Origin of the sequence: Allobosea sp., from assembly GCF_048595345.1 — a bacterium.
In the GTDB taxonomy this organism is placed as follows: Bacteria; Pseudomonadota; Alphaproteobacteria; order Rhizobiales; family Beijerinckiaceae; genus Allobosea.
In genome coordinates this window covers 1-20501 of the sequence record NZ_JBMDWH010000242.1, presented here as the reverse complement: position 1 = coordinate 20501, position 20501 = coordinate 1, and the positions used below count along the sequence as shown (strand labels likewise).

The 20501-nt window shown below is 62.3% G+C and carries 20 protein-coding genes; 8 read left to right on the top strand and 12 right to left on the bottom strand.

Annotation, left to right across the window (positions count from 1 at the left end):
- Nucleotides 1–53: 53 nt before the first annotated feature.
- Both ACOJTB_RS21075 and ACOJTB_RS21070 read right to left on the bottom strand, forming a co-directional pair.
- A complete protein-coding gene (locus tag ACOJTB_RS21075) occupies nucleotides 54–806 on the bottom strand; it encodes a hypothetical protein (protein WP_420104482.1) in 753 nt (250 codons plus the stop codon).
- Nucleotides 807–1311: 505 nt separating this feature from the next.
- Entirely contained in the window at nucleotides 1312–1950 is a 639-nt protein-coding gene (locus ACOJTB_RS21070; RefSeq protein ID WP_420104481.1) for a DUF2239 family protein, read from the bottom strand.
- A gap of 101 nt (nucleotides 1951–2051) precedes the next feature.
- Between ACOJTB_RS21070 and ACOJTB_RS21065 the strand changes: the two genes are divergently transcribed.
- Both ACOJTB_RS21065 and ACOJTB_RS21060 read left to right on the top strand, forming a co-directional pair.
- Nucleotides 2052–2387, top strand: a complete 336-nt coding sequence (locus ACOJTB_RS21065; RefSeq protein ID WP_420104480.1) for a GIY-YIG nuclease family protein — start codon at nucleotides 2052–2054, stop codon at nucleotides 2385–2387.
- A 17-nt stretch (nucleotides 2388–2404) separates the two neighbouring features.
- Nucleotides 2405–3328 (top strand): alpha/beta fold hydrolase, encoded by a 924-nt coding sequence (locus tag ACOJTB_RS21060; protein WP_420104479.1) that lies wholly within the window; start codon nucleotides 2405–2407, stop codon nucleotides 3326–3328.
- Nucleotides 3329–4013: 685 nt separating this feature from the next.
- Here the strand turns inward: ACOJTB_RS21060 and ACOJTB_RS21055 are convergent.
- Together ACOJTB_RS21055 and ACOJTB_RS21050 are read right to left on the bottom strand one after the other, a co-directional pair.
- Nucleotides 4014–5624, bottom strand: a complete 1611-nt coding sequence (locus ACOJTB_RS21055; protein WP_420104478.1) for a hypothetical protein — start codon at nucleotides 5622–5624, stop codon at nucleotides 4014–4016.
- Nucleotides 5624–5989, bottom strand: a complete 366-nt coding sequence (locus ACOJTB_RS21050) for a plasmid mobilization relaxosome protein MobC (RefSeq protein ID WP_420104477.1) — start codon at nucleotides 5987–5989, stop codon at nucleotides 5624–5626. The genes ACOJTB_RS21055 and ACOJTB_RS21050 overlap by 1 nt, the downstream gene beginning before the upstream one ends.
- Before the next feature lie 301 nt (nucleotides 5990–6290).
- On the opposite strand from ACOJTB_RS21050, the gene ACOJTB_RS21045 reads away from it, so the two are divergent.
- The 5 genes from ACOJTB_RS21045 to ACOJTB_RS21025 are packed head-to-tail and all read left to right on the top strand — an operon-like array spanning nucleotide 6291 to nucleotide 9864.
- Entirely contained in the window at nucleotides 6291–6758 is a 468-nt protein-coding gene (locus tag ACOJTB_RS21045) for a hypothetical protein (RefSeq protein WP_420104476.1), read from the top strand.
- Nucleotides 6759–7523 carry a hypothetical protein gene (locus ACOJTB_RS21040; RefSeq protein WP_420104475.1) on the top strand — a complete coding sequence of 255 codons (765 nt, stop codon included), beginning with the start codon at nucleotides 6759–6761 and terminating at the stop codon, nucleotides 7521–7523.
- Nucleotides 7524–7528: 5 nt separating this feature from the next.
- Nucleotides 7529–8038 carry a hypothetical protein gene (locus ACOJTB_RS21035; protein WP_420104474.1) on the top strand — a complete coding sequence of 170 codons (510 nt, stop codon included), beginning with the start codon at nucleotides 7529–7531 and terminating at the stop codon, nucleotides 8036–8038.
- Nucleotides 8039–8068: 30 nt separating this feature from the next.
- Complete coding sequence (locus ACOJTB_RS21030) at nucleotides 8069–8407, top strand: hypothetical protein (protein ID WP_420104473.1); 339 nt, start codon at nucleotides 8069–8071, stop codon at nucleotides 8405–8407.
- The gene (locus tag ACOJTB_RS21025; protein ID WP_420104472.1) at nucleotides 8404–9864 is read left to right on the top strand and encodes a hypothetical protein; all 1461 of its coding nucleotides are present in this window, start codon (nucleotides 8404–8406) and stop codon (nucleotides 9862–9864) included. The genes ACOJTB_RS21030 and ACOJTB_RS21025 overlap by 4 nt, the downstream gene beginning before the upstream one ends.
- A 1231-nt stretch (nucleotides 9865–11095) precedes the next feature.
- Here the strand turns inward: ACOJTB_RS21025 and ACOJTB_RS21020 are convergent.
- The 5 genes from ACOJTB_RS21020 to ACOJTB_RS21000 form a co-directional block, all read right to left on the bottom strand.
- Nucleotides 11096–12082 carry a Bug family tripartite tricarboxylate transporter substrate binding protein gene (locus tag ACOJTB_RS21020; RefSeq protein WP_420104471.1) on the bottom strand — a complete coding sequence of 329 codons (987 nt, stop codon included), beginning with the start codon at nucleotides 12080–12082 and terminating at the stop codon, nucleotides 11096–11098.
- Between the two features lie 152 nt (nucleotides 12083–12234).
- Nucleotides 12235–13389 carry an ABC transporter substrate-binding protein gene (locus tag ACOJTB_RS21015; protein WP_420104470.1) on the bottom strand — a complete coding sequence of 385 codons (1155 nt, stop codon included), beginning with the start codon at nucleotides 13387–13389 and terminating at the stop codon, nucleotides 12235–12237.
- Nucleotides 13390–13477: 88 nt separating this feature from the next.
- Nucleotides 13478–14194 (bottom strand): ABC transporter ATP-binding protein, encoded by a 717-nt coding sequence (locus ACOJTB_RS21010; protein ID WP_420104469.1) that lies wholly within the window; start codon nucleotides 14192–14194, stop codon nucleotides 13478–13480.
- Nucleotides 14191–15954 carry a branched-chain amino acid ABC transporter ATP-binding protein/permease gene (locus tag ACOJTB_RS21005; RefSeq protein ID WP_420104468.1) on the bottom strand — a complete coding sequence of 588 codons (1764 nt, stop codon included), beginning with the start codon at nucleotides 15952–15954 and terminating at the stop codon, nucleotides 14191–14193. The genes ACOJTB_RS21010 and ACOJTB_RS21005 overlap by 4 nt, the downstream gene beginning before the upstream one ends.
- On the bottom strand, nucleotides 15954–17003 hold the full coding sequence (locus tag ACOJTB_RS21000) for a branched-chain amino acid ABC transporter permease (protein ID WP_420104467.1): 1050 nt from the start codon (nucleotides 17001–17003) through the stop codon (nucleotides 15954–15956). Before ACOJTB_RS21000 ends, ACOJTB_RS21005 begins: the two co-directional genes overlap by 1 nt.
- 662 nt (nucleotides 17004–17665) lie before the next feature.
- Between ACOJTB_RS21000 and ACOJTB_RS20995 the strand changes: the two genes are divergently transcribed.
- Nucleotides 17666–18205 carry a flavin reductase family protein gene (locus ACOJTB_RS20995; protein WP_420104466.1) on the top strand — a complete coding sequence of 180 codons (540 nt, stop codon included), beginning with the start codon at nucleotides 17666–17668 and terminating at the stop codon, nucleotides 18203–18205.
- A 333-nt stretch (nucleotides 18206–18538) separates the two neighbouring features.
- On the opposite strand, the gene ACOJTB_RS20990 is transcribed toward ACOJTB_RS20995, so the two are convergent.
- The 3 genes from ACOJTB_RS20990 to ACOJTB_RS20980 form a co-directional block, all read right to left on the bottom strand.
- Nucleotides 18539–19558, bottom strand: a complete 1020-nt coding sequence (locus ACOJTB_RS20990) for an MBL fold metallo-hydrolase (RefSeq protein WP_420104465.1) — start codon at nucleotides 19556–19558, stop codon at nucleotides 18539–18541.
- Between the two features lie 160 nt (nucleotides 19559–19718).
- Nucleotides 19719–20135, bottom strand: a complete 417-nt coding sequence (locus ACOJTB_RS20985) for a DoxX family protein (RefSeq protein ID WP_420104464.1) — start codon at nucleotides 20133–20135, stop codon at nucleotides 19719–19721.
- 122 nt (nucleotides 20136–20257) lie between these two features.
- A partial coding sequence (locus ACOJTB_RS20980) for an SDR family oxidoreductase (protein ID WP_420104463.1) occupies nucleotides 20258–20501 on the bottom strand: 244 nt, incomplete at its 5' end.

Here is a 20501-nt window from a genome sequence, read left to right as displayed (position 1 = left end):
GCGCCACACTCACTCCGCGGTCCTTGATCAGGCGGACCGCCTCGATCTTGAACTCACGCCCAAATTGCCTTCGTCGCATACCCCACCTCCGGTTTCATGAAACACCCAATCTCGGTGTCCACGAAACCGGCAGCAGGCCAGATGGGTGTCTCGACCGCGAAGCTGGCTTCCAGGCCAAGCGGCTTCGTAACTAGGACAGCCTTGCCCCAGCTGGTGCGGGAGACGATCATGGCCCTGCTGCCGCGCATGGCGTCCTCGCAGAGCAAGAGCAACTCGCGATAAGCCTTGTTCCAGCTGCAACGCTCTTCGACTGCCAGAGCCAGGGTAGCGTCGAAGACGATCCATCCGGCATCGATGCTCCGGTTCAGCCGCCTTTCGCGATGGACGAGGATGAACTCTTGCGCCATCAGGCAGGACACGATCATCTTTCCCGTCCGGACGAGATCGCCGATGGCGACCAGCCACTGGAAGGCCAAGGTTTGGTGCGCCTTGTCACGCCAGACCTTGGCCGGGTTCACACGCCCAAGGATCGCGAGCATGAACCGGTCGACCTCGTTGACTTGGTGGCTGTCGCCGATGACCGGGTTAGGGACGCCGTCGACGGCCTGGTCGACAACGCTGCGCCGGATGGGTCGCGGGTTGCTCTTGTGGTTCGCCCGGTGTAGCTCGCGCAGATTCGAAGTCTGGCGGCTGGCGAGGTCGAGCGCCTTGAAAGCGGCCTGGATCAGCATGAGCAGGTAGGCTTCGTGCTGGGCGGGCGTCGCCTCGGCCACACCGTACCGCAGCGCGACACAGCGCTCGAACAAGGCGTCGGGGATAAGCTCGCAATGGCGCGAGGAATTCCGCCGGAAGAGTGCGAAGCCCTCGTAACAGCGAACCTTCGTAGACTTGCCGCTTAGGAAGCCCCACGCGCTGAACCAATAGAGCCGGCTTGGCCAGATCGTTTTGCGGGTGACGCCTTATTCGCTTATGATCCGCTCGAAGACGAGCCGCGAGTGGAAGCTGCGCTGGGGAATGCCCGACGACCTCGCGGCCATTCCGTCGGGCCGGCGCCGGTATAAGACGCGGTCGCGCCCGCCCGACCGCTCCACCTTGACGCCACTCACGGCGTAGGGCGCGGGCGAGCGTCCCGTCTTGAAGGCGTAGGCAATATGGAAATAGCCGCAGATGGCGGCCTCGCCTAACAGCGCAGCTTCCGTCTGCTTTCAGGCGGCTGGGCTACGTCGGCTTTTGGCGCGAGGCAGCCAAGCGCCGCTAGCGGCGCACCTGCGCCAGACGCAACTATTTGAGCGGCTGTGGCTATCGACCAGTTCAATTCCTCTCGCGATCAGCAAGAAGCGGACCCGATCTAGTCGCCAGCTTCAAAGCGTAGCGTTTGACGTCGGGCGGCCAAGGATTCATGCGATCGGCGAAGTCTTGTTCATGCCCCGCGAACAGAGAGCGAATGACATCCTCGAAGCCAGGGAGGTCACCGGCCAAGGCGTGAAGAAAGCGGTAGGCAGCTTCGCGCGCCGACTTGACCTCCGTCTGGCCGGCATTGGATCGGCGGGCCTCGTCTACGAGTCGACGTAAAACCTGCGACGCCCCACCAGGCTGTGCCGAAAGCCAATCCCAGTGCCGCGGAAGGAGAGTGACCTCCCGGGCGATCACCCCCAGTTTCGGCCGTCCGCGCCCGCGCGGCACCGCATCGGTATCCGAAGCCGCTTGCGCTTCGGCTGTTGCTGTCTCCCCCTTTTTGCGCTCGCTTAAACGCGCAACGATTTCAGCGGTCGTGCCTCGGAGGTCGAGATCAACGACAGAACCAGTGGCATCGTCGAAAGCCAGTATGGGCGCATCGGCATCGTCGCCCTCGACAGCCTTGACCGCCAGAGCCACGTCGATGAGAGATCCAGCCGCCAGCTGCCTCGTTCCGACAAAAGCCGTGTAAGCCTCGGATGTGTCATGGGACATCGGGTCACTCCAAGAAGGGCACAAGCCAATTTAATCCGGGTAATATTGCATTCTCAAATGGCTTCGGCTAGGTGTCGCCACCATCAGGAGGCACTAATGCGATGAAACGGGTCGATCGGAAGGCAGCCGTGGCGGCTTACAGGGAGCGAGAGATCGAGACCGGCATTTATGCCGTTCGCTGCGTGCCCACCGGTGCAATCTGGGTGGGACAATCGCCTGACCTGTCCAAGATCCAGAACCGGCTTTGGTTCACCCTCCGGCTCGGAAACAACACGCATCGTTCTCTCCAAGAGGCGTGGCGGGCGGAAGGAGCAGACGCCTTCACATTCGAGATCCTCGAGCGTCTGGAGAATGAAGAGATCGACTATGTTCGTGCTCGCCTCCTGCAAGAGCGGCTTTCGCACTGGGCAGACAAACTTCAGGCGCCCCGGATTTGACGGGTGGCGGCAGCGACATGAAAACTGCGAACAGCAACGGCATCACCCTCGCCTATGACAGCTTCGGAGACGACGCGGCGGAGGTTATCCTGCTCATCTCAGGACTGGGGACGCAGATGATCCGCTGGGTCCAGCCGTTTTGCCGAGAGCTGGCCGAGTTGGGTTATCGGGTGATCCGGTTCGACAATCGGGATACCGGGGGTTCAACCTCCTTCGAGAAGCATGAAACCTTCGATGTCGGAACGTTAGTGTCCCTCCTTATGGAGGGGCAGAGGCCGCCTTTAGCGTACACGCTTGCCGACATGACTGCCGATGCAATCGGGCTTCTGGACGCCCTCGCAATCCCGAATGCCCACGTTGTCGGGCGCTCCATGGGCGGCATGATCGCTCAGATGATGGCCAGCGAGTACCCATCCCGCGTCTTGTCGCTTACCTCGATCATGTCCTCGACGGGGAACCCGGCTCTGCCACCACCGGACCCCGACGTCATGGCGATGATGCTGAAGCCCGTACCCGATCCAGCTTCGAACGAAGCGGGCTTCCTGGATCACGGCGTTGCCTTCTCAAGGCGCATCAGCGGCACTGCTTATACGTTCGACGAACGGGCTTGTCGTGTCCTCCTGCAGGAAGAGGTTCGGCGGGGTCGCGAGCGGGGCGGATTTGGACGGCAGTTTGCGGCCATTGCTCTGGCCGGTGACCGTCGTTCTCGATTGGCTATGATAACCGCGCCAACCCTGGTCATTCACGGCACGAAGGATCCTCTATTTAGCCCCGACTGCGGCCAGGACACCGCGGCTTCGATCCCTGGTGCGGAGCTGATGCTGATCGAGGGGATGGGACATGATCTGCCCGCGGAGCTTTTCACCCCCGTGGCTCAGGCCATCGACCAAAACGCCCGCCGTTCGCAGTCGTCACCTTTTAGAACGAGAGACCCTCAGTAGCCGCGACAGTGAGGCGCCTGTCTCTGGGCAGAGCCGCTACCCGTGCTACGATACTGGTCGGTCGCCAGCCGCCACAAAATCCCTCAATTCGGAATGTCCGCTCCCAGCGGAAAGGCCAATGTCAGCTATTGGCGCGAAGTTCCAGTCAGCCCAACGTCGCGCCCTTGCGCGGACGTGATGTGCTTGAATTTACCCTCCTTGTGCCGTGCGGTCACGAAGATCGCTCAGGAAGGCGTTCGCCGGCCGGATGGGTGAGGTGACCGATGTCGCACCTGCGACCACCTGGAAAAGCAGTGGCTGGCCTGGCTTCTTGAGCAGCTGGACAATGCCTTTTGACAGCAAAACTTAACCGCGGGCGGACCCCTTCGCTTTTGGATGCGCAGATCAGATCCGGTGCGGCATCACCATGAGCGAGAAGCCCAACAGACTGAAGCACCTGGCAAATTTCCGTTAGGCCGGCACAATTGGTGCTGAGCCGCACAGGGGAGGCGTAAAAGAGGAAGATAACAGCCGGATACCAAACGGAAGCTTTCCGGATGTCACGGCTGATGATCGACGACGCTACTCTCGAATTTGACCTCTTTCAAGCGTCGAATGCGGGAACGCGGCACCTCCTAGCGCTCCATACCGCCCCCGTGCGGCCTCTGGCGTGGTGCTGGCCTCGTGCGGACGGTCTGGTCCACGCTCACGGACCCTGACCGCCGGGCTGGGGAACGAGGCGAGCGGCTTGCTGGGCGTAGCGGCGAGCTGTGGCTTCGGTCTGCGCATGCCGGCCCTGCCGCTCCAGCTGCTGCTGCTGGCGCCGCAACTGCTCGGTCCTGGCAAGCTGAGCCGCTGCAGCCTGCGCGGTGCGCATTCTCTCGTTTCGAGCCCGCTGCTGCTGTTCGGCGATACGCCTGGCGACGGCGCGTTCGCGGAAGAAGCGCTGTGCTTCGAGATCGACCTCCCTGGCCATTGCGGCGCGTTCCAGCACGGCGGCCATGTCGGCGGCGGCGCGGACTCGCTTAGCTCCGAGATAGCTAGGAAGCGCCGCAACGGCGATACCGGCTGCGGCGAGCGCGGCGACGAGCCCGGCTCCGCTCGCGAGCAGGCCAACGGCCACCGCGTAGAACGCGACCTTCCTGACCCTCCGATCGCCGAAAACCTTCGCGGCGGCGAAGGCGCGATTGACCCGGGCACGCCGAACCCGGTCGCGTTGGCGATAGTGCTCGCGAACCCGGCCCTGCCGAGCGCGCAGATCGGCCTTCTCCTCGACCGACAGCCGGGCCGCGAGCCTGTCCCGGCCCTTCCTCGCCTTGGCGGCCTCCTCGTGCTCGCCGTCGAACGTCATCTCGTCGGCGAGATGGTCGAATTCGCGCAGCAGGGCGTCAGAGCTGCGCTGTGGCGCGTCCCGGCGGAGTTCGGCTTTGACTTCGGCTTCGGGTGGGAGTGGCCCAATGGCACCGCCGATCTCAGGCTCGCGGAACCGGTCCGCCTCGCCGCTCGCCTTCCGAATCCTATTCAGGTCACGGGTCAGGCTCGTGGCGACCAACGTCTCGGTGTCGATCACGCGGACCAAGGGTACGCCTGCGACGAGCTTGTCGCCAGCGGCCAGACGGAAGCCGAGCCTTCCCAGTTCCGCCGGAAGCAGATGGATATCTCCGCCGCATCGACGCCAAGCTTGCAGAAGCCTTGCGTCGAGCAGATCGGGATCGGCCTCGAGCCGATCGAGCTGCTGGCGCTCGGACTTCGACCGGCCGAGGCGTTTCTCGGCGATCGGCCCGGCGGCGGCAAGGTCGGCGAGCTCGCACAGCCCCCGCTCGCGCAGCAGCTGCGCAACACGCTCAACCCGCAGGCTTGGCGTCAGGCTTTCGCCGAGCTCGATCTCGAGGCGCCGCGCGATCATCTCATCGCGCTCGGCCGAGCCGGTGAAGCGCAGGGCTTTCCCGGTTTCCGGCACGACCATCGAATAGTTCACGTGGAAGTGGTGCGCACGGTCACCCTTGTCGTGCTCGACGATATGGCGGGGGGCATCGAACGGGATGCCATACTCCTCCTCGAATACGGTCAGGACCCGCTCCAGCATCTCGGCGCTAAGGGGCAGCTTCGGCGCGATCTTGAGATGGACGATGTCCCGCTTCACGCGCCGGTTCCGGCGCGCAATCGCGGCCATGATCCGAAGGGCGAGCGCCGTGTCGGCGGGAACGTCGCGGATCAGGTCAGCGCGGATGAGAACCTCCTTATTCGATCCGCGACCGGTCTTGTGGAGATGGCGACCGAGTTCGCCGATCCTCCTTGGGGTCGTGATGATGATCATCAGGCGTCCTCCTCGATCCTGAGCAGGTCAAGCACGCGGGCCATCACCTCCTCGGTCGAGGCAGTCATCCTCGCGATGTCGGCGATCACCGAGACCAGCGAGCCGGTGCCGTTCGCCAGCCTGGCGAGTTGGTTGAGGTTCCTGCCGTGGGCGCGGAGCTCGCTCAGCACCTCGCCCAACAGCTCAGCATACGCCGCGGCGCGCCGGACTGCTGGGGCTCTTACCTTCTGGCCGAGCAGCCGAAGCAGCTGCGCCCTCGCCCAGGCATTGGGCTTCAAGCCGGCCGCCTCGGCCACTGTCGCCAACTGTCCGGCCGCCTCTACGTCGATCCGAAACGAGACGAAATTCGCGCCCTGGTCGCCCATTAGGGGCTCTCCTTCTGTTTGCGGCGGAGCCGGCGCCGTGAGGCGCACCGGCTTGCCGGTTGGGGTGCACGGGGATCTCCCCTGCCGAGCTTGATGTGCTCATCGAAGATTTGTGCACATCGAACTAACTCGCCCTCTCACAAAAACAGAAGTTTTCAGGCTTTCAATACTTATTTTGTCATCCGTATGGCATGCGAATTTCGACGTATGCGTCTGTATACATGCGTATTGGAAAATATAATTTCTATCAATGCTTCACAGCCATTCATCGACCCGCCACCTTCAAGACCGGAGGCATCACATGACTGACGACGATCTCTCTTACCGCAGGCGTAAGGCTGACGAAGACCTTCGGGCCTATCTCGCCGGGCGCCCCGCCACGATCGGCAGCAATGCGGACGTCGTGCGCATATACCACTCCCACATCGTCGCGATGCGGAAGGCCGGTGCCTCCTGGGAGGAGATCGGGGCGAAGCTTTGGGAGTGGAGCGGCCGCAGGATCGCGCCTGCCACGATCAAGCAGTACATGACCGAAATCAACAAGGGCCGGATGTCGCTAGAGCTCAGCTCGACGGTCCGCCCGCAGGCCGTGACGCTCTCTGCGGCGCCTGCCGAGATTTCCAAGCCGATTCAGGATTCCCGCGAGGATCAGCCTCGCGAGGAGCGCAGCAGGGCCACGACCGCGTCGGCGCCCAACCCTGCTGACGAGTCGCCCATGCCAGGCGCATTCGATCCGGGGGCCGACTTCGAGAGAAAGAGGAAGACCTAAATGACCACTACGATCCACCGGGGCGAGGCGCACTCGCCCCGCAGCATCCGCCGCGACCAGACTGCCGCCGGCACGATGCTTTCGCCCGCTTACATCGTGCTCCAGCCCAAGGGCGGGACGGGCAAATCGACCGTCGTCGAGCAGATCCTGCTGCACCTCTACCATTCCGTCGAGAAGCAGATCTGGCTGATCGACGCCGACCTGTCGAACCCCGATCTCTACCGGGCCCATTATGGCAGCGAGATCAAGTGTGAGTGCGTCGCGCTCGACAGCGACGCCGGGTACACCACCGTTGCGCGCCGGCTCAGCGATCCGCGCATCGATGGGCCGATCGCCATCTCGACGGGCGCTGGCCTCGCTGAGGTCTATGCCCGCAACCTGGGCATCCTCGATCTTGCGGCTCACCACGCGCATCGCAGCCTGAATGTGGCTATCACGATCGACCTCGACACCGACAGCGTGATCCACATCCAGTCGCTGCGTGAGGCGATGCCCCACTCGGTGTTCTACGTCGTTCGCCCCCGGCATTTCGGTCGCCCAGAGGAGTTCGAGGTCTTCAACGAGTCGGACTTCGGCCAGGAGTTTCTGGCGGCCAAGCGCGTCATCGACCTGCCGGTTATGCCCTCTGCCCTCGCCAGGCGCTTCAAGACCGACCGCAAGTCGCTGATCAGCATCATGCAGTCCGATGACATCGCCGACCGGTGCACGCTCGAGACCTGGGCGCCGCACTCGCGCCGCGCGCTCTCACCGCTCCTCGACTGGTGATCGCAATGACCCGCGAGGATTTCAACGATCTCTCGCAGGACCTGCTCGGCCGCCCCGTTACGGCGGCCGAGTTTCAGGCTCTGTTGCACGCCGCGACCACCCTCAAGCTCGGAGTGGGCTCGCCCGTCGCGACGATGCTCGTCCTCTTCCAGTCCCTGAAGAGCGATATTGCCGCGGCGACCGCCGACCGGACCAGCAAAGCTGAAGCTCGCGCGAAGGCGCGCCGCCGTAACCACATCGGGGGCTGGATCATAGGGGCGGTTCTCGGCCTTGGTTGCGGCTGCCTGGGCTACACGCTCGCCACGCTCCAGATCGTCGGCCGCGACCGGCAAGCGCTTCACTGGGCGCTTACCGCTGATGGCGAGCGCGCGCGGCGGATGTCCGACAGCGGGCTTCTTAAAGCCCTCGAGGACTGCTCGATCCCCGGCTGGGTCCGGCAAGATCGGTACTGCCTGCCAGGCATCGATCCGGCCACCGGCACCATGCGCTGGATTCCGACGCGCAATCTTCCCTAACCATGCCACCCACACCGAAAGGCCACCAACATGTTCAAGGATCAATATCCCGCCACCTATCGAGCCGCGGTCGCGTATCGGCGTGAGGAAGAGCGTCGAGAGCGGATCAAGCGGTCTCTTCTCGAAGCCATCGGCTGGACCATGCCCGAGCCGACGGCGACGGCCGACGCGATGTCGGTCAAGGCGACCGAGGCAGTGGCCGATACCAACACCGAGACCAAGACCTGCGGCGTGCCGTCGCTGCGGCTAGACATCGCCGACGTCTCGAGGATCGATGTCCGCATCCGCCGCGACGGCGATGCGCTCATCGTCGCTATCGATCTCGATGGCGATTCCGCGCGACAGGCCGATCGGAAGCACGCTTCGTGAGCGCCGGGGAAGCCCCAAAGCTGACCGACGCCGATCTCCTCGTCGCGATCGGCGAGAAGGAGGCCAAGCTCTCGCAATGGCAGTCGCGGGGCTATGCCACCGTCGCCACCGCCAAGGGGCGGCGCACGTTTCAGGTGTCGGGGCCTGGACTTGCGACCTGGCTGCGCCTGCGGTTCCGCGACCAATATCATCGGACCCCTTCCGCATCGGCCGTCAAGGCTGCGACCACGGCACTCGCCGACCTGGCCAGCATCGCGGACGAGGTGCCGGTCTGGCTGCGCACGGCTTTGCATGACGGCAAAATCTATATCGACCTCGGCGATGAGAGTGGCTGCGCGATCTCGATCGACGAAAAGGACTGGCACCTCGTCATATCCCCGCCGGTCCACTTCATCCGCAGCAACCTCAGCCTGCCCTTACCGAGGCCGCGCGGCAACGGTGATATCGACGTGATCCGCGATCTGCTGAACCTCCCGGATGACGCATCCTACCAGCTCCTCATCACCTGGTGCATTGCAGCGCTGATGCCGACCGGGCCTTATCCGCTGCTAGCGATCGGCGGGGAACAGGGGTCTGGCAAGACCTTTCTGGCTGGCATGCTCCACGACCTCGTCGACCCCAGCCGCCTGCCGCTTCGCGCGCTGCCACGAAGTGAACGCGACCTCTATATCGCCTGCGCCAATACGCATCTTCTCGTCTATGACAATATCTCGACCATGGGCGACTGGCTGAGCGATGCCTTCTGTAAGGTCGCCTCAGGTGGCGGCATGGCGCTGCGCCAGATCTTCACCGACGATGGTGAGGTCTACTTCCGGGCGGTCAAGCCGATCGTCCTCAACGCCATCGAGGACGTCGTGACGCGGCCCGACCTCGCCGATCGGGCCATTGTCCTCAACCTGCCGGCAATCCCGGACCATAAACGTATCGATCCGGCCACGTTAGCTGCCCGCTTCGAGGCCTGCCGGTCCGAGATGTTCGGCGCACTGCTCAACCTGATGTCTTTTGCGCTGGCCATGCTGCCGACACTATCACCCGAGCGCCTCCCGCGCATGGCCGGGTTCGGGCGTCTCGGCATCGCCATCGAAGGGTGCTTTGGAGACCCGGGCTGCTTCATGGCCGCCTACGACGCCAATCGCGCGCTGAGTTCGGCCATCCTCGCCGATAGCGATCCCGTCGTCAGCGCCATCGCCAAGCTGACGCAGAACCACCCTCACTGGCAGGGGACGGCCACCGATCTGGCCAAGGCCCTCGAGACGCGCATGGGTCCGGACAAGCGGATCGATCCAGCCGCGCTCGCCGGCCGGCTGCGCAGGCTCGCACCCGTCTTGCGCGCAAACGCCATCACGATCGAATTCGAGCGCGAAGGAAAGGACAGAACCCGTATCATCGCGATTACGAGCGAGTACAATGAGCGGGATAACTCCGTCCGCACTGTCCGTCGCGTCCGCCGGGGTTGATGCCACGGACGGGGCGGACGGGGCGGACAGCTCATTGGCTGCGCCAGCTTCTTCACATCTAAACTTCGCGCGTACACGAAAAGACTCAATGCTAAATGCCGCGGTATGACGAACGCAAATTTCTGCACCCGTAGTATGCGCGTAAGCCGGCCTACAATGCCTTTATAGAGGCGTTCAGCGGACCTTTTTCAGAGCCAGTGCCTACACATCCACTGTTCTTGCCCTTTGCGGCTACGATCGAAATTGTGGCGACTTGAGTCAATACTACGACGGGGGCCGGCCACACTAGGCCATCGGCAACAAGCTCCCAATCCTGCGGCAGAATGCCGGCAGAGCATTCAGCCATCCGTCGTCATCGAAGTCCAAAACTCCAATCTCCGGCGCTCCACCAAAAAGGGGCTCGAATCACCGCATCTGCCGGCGCGGCAAACGCCGTGATGCTCGGCATCCCGGACGCCATTTTCTCTCGCTGGTACAACCGGGACCATGCCGGTGAGGTCGAGGCGCTCGCCTGTCATCGCCCGCGCCGGGGATCGTGTCAGGAATTGGGCTCCTGACCCGATCCATGGTTAGATTGTCGGGCTGGCGCTGCGCGAGATGGAGCTCAGCCCGCGCGAACTGGCGATGTGCTTCAGCGTCGAAAGAGGCTTTGTTGTCGAAAGTGCCTCCTCTTGCTTCTGCATCCACATGCGGTTCCGACCGCGTGATAGGCCTTGTCGCCGGCATCCGTGAACAGACGAGGAGTCCTACGTACCCGATCACGGTGATCGTGAGCGTCATGTTCGGCGGGACAGCCCTTTGCGCAGAATCGGCTGGCAAGACATTTGAGTTATGGCCAGTCGCCTTTTTGTCGATATCGGGCTGCTGCTTGTCTTGGTGCTTCCAGGGGCTATTGGCACGCTCTTCATACTTCGATCTGGGGTCGCCATAGCAACAGTAAGCGGCTACGCCCTTTGCTGAATGGGCCGCTTTTATCCTCGATGCTGAGCTAGTTCTGGCGAGCGAAGCGCTTTCTCATCTCCATGCTCCAGATGTTGGCTGGCTGACATCGCCAAATACGCTGGACCTGACCAAGTTGTGGCCGCCTCCAATGTCAGAATGCGAGGCACCTGTCGAGCTGTCACCTTCGACCGTTGCAGTATCAATCTCCATGCTGAAGTTGACTTTGACGTGATGGCTTATTTCCAAAAACACGGTGTACTCAGGCCAGAACAAAATCTCCATAAAGTCCTCACTGCCGCTCGATGTTCTTCTGCTCGACAACGACGCTCCAGCGTCGGACTTCTCGGCGGATCAGATCGACCATCTCAGCGGGGCTGGAAGGGCTGGGAACGCCTCCGAGCTGAGCAAACCGCTCCTTCATCTCAGGCAAGGCCAGCACATCTCGAATTTCGCGGTTCAGGCGGTCGACGATCGGTTGCGGAGTCTTGGGCGGCAGCGCGAGACCGAGCCAGGACATCGTTTCCACGCCTGGCAGGGATTCTGCGATGGTGGGCACGTCCGGCAGCAGCGCGTAGCGCTGCGGCGAGGAGATCGCGAGGGGCCGGACTGCACCTGCGCGCGACTGATCCAGCAGTGCCGTCGCCGTACCGATCATGACGTCGATCCGCCCGCCCAGGACATCGAGAATCGCCTGTGAGTCGCCTCGATAGGGTACTGCTGTCGTCGCAATGCCGGCTTCGATGTCGATCCATTTGCTCAAAAGATGGTGCACGCTTCCGGGAGCATTCGAGCCCACGGTGATCTTGTCGGGAGCGGCTTTGGCGCGCGCCAGCAGATCCGGGAAGGACATGATCGGAGAGTCCGGTTTCACCGCCACGACCATGGGATAGGCGGTGACCAGGGAGATCATGCTGAAGCCGTCCACGGGGTCGTAAGGCAGCTTCTTGCGCGTCGCGGCCGTGCCGGAGTGGGCGCCGGTGAGCATAACCATGGTGTAACCGTCAGGCGCAGCGCGTGACACCATGTCGCTCGCCAGAACGCCACCGGCGCCGACTGTCGACTCGACGATCACGGATTGTCCGAGCCGCTGTGTCAGCTTGTCGGCCACCATACGCCCGACCGTATCCGGGCTACCGCCGGCCGGAAAGCCAACGACGAGCTTGATCGGACGGGAAGGCCAGTCGTCAGCCTGCACGGCCGTAGCCAGGCCAAGGGCCGCAATCACGACCAGGGCTCGGCGTGAGACGCCGCCCAGCCGTCCATCGAACGTCAACATTCGGATGCTCCTATCGTTCGGGTGGGCTCTCATCGCGGGCGCCCGCCGGGCTAAACGGCCTGGTATAGGTGGCAGCGAGCCTTCAAAGCGTCGTGAGGTGTGGTTCTGACCGCCCCTCAAAAAGGCTCTCGTGTGCGATCGGGCCTATGGCGTCAGTTTGACAGATAGGTCCATTTGCCGCCCTTGACCGTGGCGATCACCAGGCTGTTGCTCTGGACCCCGTAAGGCTCACCGGGCTTGAAGTCGTAGACGCCGATACTGCCGACCAAGCCGCTGACGGAATGCAGCCGATCGCGGATCGCGAGCCTGAACTGCTCCGTCCCGGGCTTTGCGACCTTGAGGGCTTCCGTCGCCACCAAGCTGAGTAAGATGCCGGAGTCATAGGCTGTGGGGTTCTGCGTATCGGGCTCCGTCGTCGGGTAGAGCTTGCTGAATTTCTCGACGAAATCGACGACCACCTTCTTGGAAGGATTGCTGTCCGGAACCTGGCCCGCGACCGAGACCAGGAAGGCCGCGGCAAGTACGCCTTCCACTTTTGCCCCACCGAGACGTAGGAAGTCCTGCCCGACCGCTACAGGCGCATTGTACAGGGGCTTGCTGAAACCGCGATCGCGAAGCGTGACGTTGGGCAGGACGGCGGGGCTGCCGGATGCCGCGATGAAGATGGCATCCGGCCTTGCCGCTACCAGCCGGAGGGCCTGTCCGACGAAGCTGGTGTCCGAGCGCGCAAAGCGTTCATTCGAGAGGATCTCGATCCCGGCTTCGGCACAGTATCGCTTGAAATGGGCGAACGCGGTGTCGCCATAGATATCGTTGTAGCCGACAAAGGAGACCTTCTTGATCCCGGTTTCCTTCATATTCTGGACGATCTTCGCAACCCACATCTGGATCGGCGGCGACACGTTGATGAACCATTCGCTCTTGTCTCCAAACAGGTCGAGCGCCGTACCGGAAATGAGCGGAACCTTGAATTCTGAAAGAACGGGCGCGATCGCGTACGCCGTGGCGGCGTTGGTCGGTCCGATCAGCACATCGACGTGGTCTTCGTTGATCAGCTTCCGGGCGTTGCGCACGGCCGCGGAAGGATCCGAACCGTCATCCACGATGACGTAGCGTACCGGCTCGCCGGCGATTTCCTTGGGAAGGAGCGGAAGGGTGCGCTGGAACGAGGTGCCGAGTGCCGCAGCGGGGCCGGTCAGCGAGAATGTGCCGCCGACGACGATCTCGGCATCGGCATTCCACGAAAAGCCGAGACTCAGCATCGCGCCGATGCAAAATGCCCGGCCCCAGTCCGAAATCCAATTCATCGTCCTACTCCCTCAGTTTGTTATGGTTTGCTCGAAGGCCTCTCGGCCGACTCTGCGGCAGCGCCAGAATTTGGCTGCGTGAATCCGGTCAGGAGCCTCCGAGATACGCTCGTGCGAGGCGCGGATCGTCCAGCAGAGCGGATGCGGCGGCGTGCAGCGTGATCTCGCCGGTCTCCATCAGGTAACCGTAATCGGCGCATTCCAGAGCAGCTCGGGCGTTTTGTTCGACGAGCAGAATGCCTACGCCGCTCTGCTTCAGCGCCGTGATGATCCGGAAGATCTCGCTGACGATGAGGGGGGCGAGACCAAGGCTTGGTTCGTCGAGCAAAAGAAGTCTCGGGCGGCTCATCAGAGCTCGTCCGAGCGCCAGCATCTGCCTTTCGCCACCGGACAGCGTCGTGGCCAGTTGCAGACGGCGTTCGGCAAGGCGGGGGAAGTAGTCGAATACCTCCGCCAGTCTCGCCCGGAGGCCCGCCCGGTCGCGGCGATGGGTGTAGAAGCCGAGCTGAAGATTGTCTTCGACCGACATCGAGCCGAACAGTTCACCTCGCTCCGGCACGATGCAGAGCCCCATCTCCAGACGGTCCTCGACATCGAGGACATCTACGTTCTGGCCATCGAATTCGAAATGCCCGCTTGCCGTGACAAGCCCTGCCGTCGCGTTCAGCAGCGAGGTCTTGCCTGCGCCATTCGCGCCGATGATCGTGACGATCGAGCCCTTATCGACCGTCAGGCTGGCTTTATGCACCGCCATTATCGGCCCGTAGCTGACCTCGGCCTCGCTGACCTTGAGGAGCGGGGTCACAGGGCCGCTCCCAGATAGGCTTCGCGGACGATTGGGTTGGCGCGGATCTCCTCAGGGGTTCCCATGGCACGCTGCTTGCCGAAATCCAGCATGATGATGCGGTCGACAAGGCCCATGACGAACTCCATGTCGTGCTCGATGAGGAGAAGGGTGACGCCGGCAGCCGAGACTTCCTTGAGCAGGCTGCTGAGCTCATCTTTTTCAAGACGGCGGAGTCCCGCGGCGGGCTCGTCGAGCAGGAGGATGATCGGGTCGGAAGCGAGAGCTCTCGCAATTTCCACGGCGCGCTGCTGCCCAAGCGGAAGGTTGCCGACGAGATCATGAGCTCGATCGATCAGCCCGATCCGCCGAAGTTGCTCGAGTGCTTCCGCACGGACCTGGCTCTCGGACTGCATATCCAGGTGCAGGGCGCCTGATACGAATCCGGTCCGGGTCCGCGAATAGGCGCCGAGCATGACGTTCTCGAGGAGCGACATGTTGGGGCGCAGCTTGACGTGCTGGAATGTTCGGGCAACGCCCACCTTGATGAGATTCAGGGGCTTCTCGGCAGTGAGGTTGCGCCCGATGAAGGTCACGGTCCCCTGGGTCGGCCGAAGCGCGCCCGAAATCAGGTTGAACGTTGTGCTTTTACCGGCACCGTTCGGACCGATCATTCCGATAATCTCTCCTGCGCGGATCTCGAAACTGACATTGTCAACGGCAGTCAGGCCGCCGAACCTTTTCGTCAAGCCGGAGACCTGAAGAAGCCTCTCGCCGGCGGGGGGAAGTGTGCGGCGGGGCAGCGGCTCGACGCTTGACTGCTCATGCCGCAGCTTCGTCCGCCGAAGGCGCGGCATCAGGCCGACAATGCCGGACCGCGCATGCTGGAGCACCAGGATGAAAAGGCAGCCGTAGACGATTTTCTCGATGTTGCCCGCGCGGGTCGTGAACAGGGGAAGGATGTCTTGCAGTGCCGCATGCAGCGTGGTGAAGAGCGTCGCCCCGATCACGGCGCCGACGATGTGTCCGGCGCCGCCGATCACCGCCATCAGAAGGAACTCGATGCTGGTCTGAACGCTGAACGGATCGGGGCCGACATAACGCTGAGAATGCGCGTAGAGCCAACCCGAGAGACCGGCCAGCAGCGCCGCGACGATGAATATCCCGAGTCGAATGCGAAACTCGTCGATGCCAAGGCTGGTGACGAGTGTCCTGCCACCACGCAGTGCACGGATCGCCCTGCCCTGGCGAGATTGCAGCAGCCAGGTGGTGCCGATCATGACCCCGGCGAGACAGGTCGCGACAAGATAGAAGTAGCGTTCCTGCGGGGCCAGCGAAACGCCGAAGAACGAAACCGGCGGGATATCGCTGATGCCGGTATGCGCCCCGAGTTCCTCAATATTTCCGAACAGGAGAGTGATGACCATGCCCCAGGCAAGCGTCACCAGCGCCAGGTAGTGGCCCGACAGATGCAGCGTCACCATGCCGAGGATCAGCGCGCAGAGGGCAGAGAGGAGCACGGCTACCGGCAGCCCGGCCCAGGGGGAAAAGCCAAGCTTCGCACTCAGCACCGCTGTTGCATAGGCGCCGAGGCCGACGAAGGCCGACTGACCGAAGGACGTCAAGCCGCCCGAGCCGGTCAGGATGACGAGACCGATCGCGACGATCGCATAGATCCCAATGAAGTTCAGTTGTGCGATGTAGAAGTTGCTGAGGACATGGGGCGTGATGACGATGGCGACGACAGTCGCGGCAAGAATCCAAGCGGTTCGAACCGGCATCACACCTCCTCCTCCTCGTGCTCGATCTCGGTCTTCGTGAACAGCCAGCGCAGCATCACGATCGGAATGAGGAGGGCGAAGACGGCGACATCCTTCAGGGCGCTGGAATAGAAGGAAGCGAAGGACTCGATCAGTGCGACGAGCAACGCGCCGAAGGTGGCGAGCGGATAGCTCACGATCCCGCCGATCGCCGCCCCCACGAAGCCCTTCAGGCCGATAAGAAAGCCGGTATCCGAATAGACCGTCAGACTGGGGCCGATGAGGATACCTGAGACCGCCGCCAGCGCCGCCGCGATCGAGAAGGCTGCGGTTCCAGCGGAAGCGACGCGGATACCGACGATGCGGGAGCCCACGAGATTGACCGCAGTTGCCTTGAGTCCTTTACCCCAAAGCGTCCGCTCGAAGAGCAGATACAAGCTGAGCGAAATCATCACGAGCGCGCCGAAGACCACCAGGCTTTCGCCCGATATTTCGATACCGCCGATCGTGACGCTTCCGCTGATGTAGGGATTGGTCCGGTAGCCCTCGGCTCCGAAAAACAGCAGCGCGAGGCCTGCAAGCGGAAAGTGGACAACGGCGGCCGCCATGAGGAGGGTCAGCACCGAGGCCGAGCGCATCGGCTGGAACACGACGCGGTAGAGAAGAGGGCCGAGCGGCACGATGAGCGCGATCGTCAAGATGATCTGCGCAGCCATGGGCAGATCATAGCTCGGCAGAAGCATTGCAACGGCGACGGGTGCAAGCGGCAGCGCCGCATAAGTAACGATCGAGCGCCAAGGCCGTCTCAGGCGCCCCCGCCGATAAAGGTCATAGCCTTCCATTATGATGGCGAGGCCCGACAAGATCATCACGAGCCAGACCGTTCCCGGAAGCCTGTTCGCCTGGATCGTTGCCAGCGTCAGCGCCGAATACGCGATGAGGTCGCCATAGGAGACGAAGGCGATCCGCGTGATGTTGAAGACAAGGACCGTTCCCAATGCCAAGAGGGCATAGATGGCGCCACTTGCGACCCCCTCACGCGTCAGCAGGAGGGCAATATCGAGATTCATCGCGGACTTCCGTTTCCGGCTGCGGGGTGGCTTCGGATCAGGCGATCAGCGGCGAGCGAGGATCGACCGTCCAGGCCAACTGAGCGCTGTCTGGAGCGCTGGAAGCGTGCGCGTCGTGGGCGAAGGAGCGGAAGGGAAGCGGCCTCGCAAAGCGAGGACTGCGCCGTTGCTCTTGGATACCGGCATTTTCACTCCCTGCGCCCCTGATAGTGTCGTTCGACTTTCTGGGCCTTGAATGCTCCGCGGAACGGCCTAGGGAGCCATAACGGTGCTTTCAAACATTCTAGCATTTTTATAAGGCGGCCTTCGCTGAGTCAATTGCTTATGGAAGACATGCGTACCGGACAAGACAGGCGCGGTGCACTTGAACGAGATGCAACTGGGGATGACCGCAGCTCTCGTCGCTCTGTGAAACAAGTTTGAATAACTGACGGTATCTAGGAGAAAAATGCAGGAAAGAATGGGCGTGCGAGCTTCGATTTTGAGGACGAGCTGGCCGATCTCTCCCGACGCCAGTACCTGCGCTTGAGTTTGATCCGCACTTGATCCCCATCAGTGCTCGAGGCCCGTCGCTGGCGGAGAGGCTGGCCGTTGACGGCCTATTGCTAAAATACTAGAATATAAGAAATCTACCATCGGCACTCTCTCGAACAGGAAGAGATATGCACCTTTCGCTGAACGACCGATCCGCCGCCCACCATGAGATCGCATTCGACATGCGAGAACTCAGGGACTGCTTCGGGGCATTCTATACCGGCGTCACGGTAGTCACGACGACCGATCCGCAGGGAGGCTTTCATGGGACGACGGTGAACTCCTTCAGTTCTTTGTCCCTGGACCCGCCGCTGGCGCTCTGGAGCCAGCGGCGGGCATCGTCGACCTTCCCCGTCTTCAGCGTGGCGAAGCACTTCATCGTCAACATCCTCGCGGACGATCAGCTCGACATGTCGAGCCGTTTCGCGAGCGGCCGGCCCGACAAGTTCTCCGATCTCGAGGTTAGTGCCGGACTGGGCGGCGTCCCCATCCTCCCGAACTGCTCGGCCTATCTGCAGTGTTCCGCCGAAACGAATTATCCGGGCGGTGACCATGTGATTTTCATCGGTCGGGTCGAACGGATCGAAACCACGGGAAGGCCTCCGCTGCTTTTTGGTGGCGGCCGATATCAGGTCGCGCGACCGCTCTCGGCGAGTGCTCCAAACTAGGCACGGTCTCGTCTGAACGGGCGCCGATGATTCACGAAGGCGCGGGCCATGCGCGAGCTGCGTTGTCCTCGCCCGCGGCCGCGCCGTTTTCGCACTTCCGCCGCACATGTATCACCGACAGTCGCGGACGAAGCTCAGCCTGTTGCGCCGATACATGAAGGGCCTGATGCGAGTTTGGTATCATCGACCTGAAGCCTGACGATTTGCGCCGAGCGCCGCATGCATTTGCCACGAAAACGGCCCCGGTCACCACAAGGTGAACGGGGCCGTTTGATTGATGCTCTGGCTCCTGGATTCGATCTCGAGCAGCCGTACGGAGTCTGCCTTGCCGGCTCAATCGCCGGAGCGCGGCCCGACATCGAACTGGAAATACACCAATGCGGCCATGCACTGGCTGGCGGCATAGACGTCCATGTTCGAAATCTTTTCGAGCCAGCGAGAATTGATCTCCTTCTCGCATTGCGCGACCTGGCTGTCGGTCACCGCGCGTGCGACGGCATATCCGTTATCCTTGTATTTCGCGACCGCGCGTCCGATCACGACCTTGGTATCCGCCGCCGAAACCCTTTTAGCCGTTTCATAGACGTCATTGACGAATTGCTGCATCTGGACGACATCCTCGCGGGTCGCCGGGTTGCTGCGATGGCCCGTCACGAGAGTCTCGAAATCAAGGCTGAGCAACTGGCCGAAGACCTTGATGTACTCCTCGGTGTTCTGAGTCAGATTGAACCCCATGAACATCGTCTGGGCCGGCGATATCGTATCGATCGCCATGAGTATTTTCTCTGCAGGAAAATAGGCGAGAAGATCGCCTGCTGCCGAATGCCAGTGTCCGATCTTGAGTTGAACGGTGGTCGGCGCCAGATCGAGAGTCGTGGCTTCCTTGAAGGTCTTGTTCGGGACCGGGCGGTTGGGATCCTTCTGTTCCTTCAGGAAATGGGCGACGCCCTCTTCGGCGATGATCTCGAGATTGGGATGACGCTTCAGGATGACCCCGGCCCCGCCAATATGGTCGATATGGCCGTGCGAGTAGACCAAGCTCACGATCGGCTGCTTGGTGACCTCTGCCACGGCAGGCTCGATATTGCGCAGCAGAGACGGCGGAGCATCGAACAGGACGACCCCGCGATTGGTCACGACGAAGAGGGACTGGTAACGACCATCCGTGACCATATAGATCGTCGGCTTCAGCTCACGCACGACATATCCCTTGGCGGGATCGATCGGCCAGGCTCGTGATTTGACCTCGGCCGAAACCGGCGCGAAGTCGGGCAAGGCGGGCTCCTGAGCCAGGGCTGCCACGGTGGCTGTCATCATCGCGCCGATGAACGCTATCGAACGTAAGAATTTCACTGGTTTCTCCTCCGTTTTATCATTCTGGAATTTTCAGGCAGCCACCCGTCTCGCGCCATCGACCGGGCGCGGTATCGCTGCGGAGGGCTGCGGTGTGACAGAAGCTTGGCTGTTGCCGCGCGTCTGTGCGGTCAGAGGCGGCGGCCGCCGTTTCCTCGCATCATGCTCCAGCGAGGGCACTCGTGCTGCGCGTGCGGCCGTCGACCGAAAACGCGCCCGCGCTGGCGAACACCAGATAGAGGAAGACGAAACAGTAGAGGATCGCGGAATCGCCGCCATTGACGATGGGGTAGAAGCTCTTCGGGGCGTGCCCGATCCAATAAGCGAATGCCATCTGCCCTGAGAGGACGAACGCAGCGATCCGGGTCTTAAGTCCGAGCAGGACGAGAAGTCCGCCGACGCATTCGAGAATTCCTGCAAACCAGAACAGAGACATCACCGGTGGCAAGCTTCCGCTTGGTGGCATGACCGGAAAGCCGAACAGCTTTTGAGTGCCATGCGAAATGAAGGTGAGGGCCGCGACGATGCGCAGAATCCCCAGAACGTGAGCCTGATGGCGGTCGAGGTAGGAATGCATCGCAAATCCCTTCGTTGGCAGTGAGTGGGTTCGGTCGATCTCCTGGGCAGAAGCGGCCGGATTCCGGAGATCGGAAGGGCGGCCTGATCGATAATGGGCGTCGAGAAGACAGCTAGATCGCGTCAGCAGGCGCTCCAGCCTCCATCCTGCGTCATCAGTTGTCCCGTGACGTAGCCGGACGCCGGCGACGCCAGATACAGTGCCAGTCCAAGCAACTCGCGAACATGACCGCGTCTCTGCATCGGAATACGCTTCTCGATTTCTCCGAAGAAGCGAGCTTCCTGTTCCGGGCTCGCTGACTTCTTGCGGGCCTCGCCGAGCCGGCTGCCGCCATGCCACCCCGGTGCGATCACGTTGCAGCGGATA

Coding starts and splice junctions, on each gene's coding strand:
- ACOJTB_RS21045 (WP_420104476.1), top strand. CDS start 6,291: ATGACTGACGACGATCTCTCTTACCGCAGGCGTAAGGCTGACGAAGAC.
- ACOJTB_RS21060 (WP_420104479.1), top strand. CDS start 2,405: ATGAAAACTGCGAACAGCAACGGCATCACCCTCGCCTATGACAGCTTC.
- ACOJTB_RS21065 (WP_420104480.1), top strand. CDS start 2,052: ATGAAACGGGTCGATCGGAAGGCAGCCGTGGCGGCTTACAGGGAGCGA.
- ACOJTB_RS21035 (WP_420104474.1), top strand. CDS start 7,529: ATGACCCGCGAGGATTTCAACGATCTCTCGCAGGACCTGCTCGGCCGC.
- ACOJTB_RS20995 (WP_420104466.1), top strand. CDS start 17,666: ATGCACCTTTCGCTGAACGACCGATCCGCCGCCCACCATGAGATCGCA.
- ACOJTB_RS21000 (WP_420104467.1), bottom strand. CDS start 17,003: ATGAATCTCGATATTGCCCTCCTGCTGACGCGTGAGGGGGTCGCAAGT.
- ACOJTB_RS21030 (WP_420104473.1), top strand. CDS start 8,069: ATGTTCAAGGATCAATATCCCGCCACCTATCGAGCCGCGGTCGCGTAT.
- ACOJTB_RS21005 (WP_420104468.1), bottom strand. CDS start 15,954: ATGCCGGTTCGAACCGCTTGGATTCTTGCCGCGACTGTCGTCGCCATC.
- ACOJTB_RS21050 (WP_420104477.1), bottom strand. CDS start 5,989: ATGGGCGACCAGGGCGCGAATTTCGTCTCGTTTCGGATCGACGTAGAG.
- ACOJTB_RS21070 (WP_420104481.1), bottom strand. CDS start 1,950: ATGTCCCATGACACATCCGAGGCTTACACGGCTTTTGTCGGAACGAGG.
- ACOJTB_RS21020 (WP_420104471.1), bottom strand. CDS start 12,082: ATGTTGACGTTCGATGGACGGCTGGGCGGCGTCTCACGCCGAGCCCTG.
- ACOJTB_RS21015 (WP_420104470.1), bottom strand. CDS start 13,389: ATGAATTGGATTTCGGACTGGGGCCGGGCATTTTGCATCGGCGCGATG.
- ACOJTB_RS20985 (WP_420104464.1), bottom strand. CDS start 20,135: ATGCATTCCTACCTCGACCGCCATCAGGCTCACGTTCTGGGGATTCTG.
- ACOJTB_RS21040 (WP_420104475.1), top strand. CDS start 6,759: ATGACCACTACGATCCACCGGGGCGAGGCGCACTCGCCCCGCAGCATC.
- ACOJTB_RS21055 (WP_420104478.1), bottom strand. CDS start 5,624: ATGATCATCATCACGACCCCAAGGAGGATCGGCGAACTCGGTCGCCAT.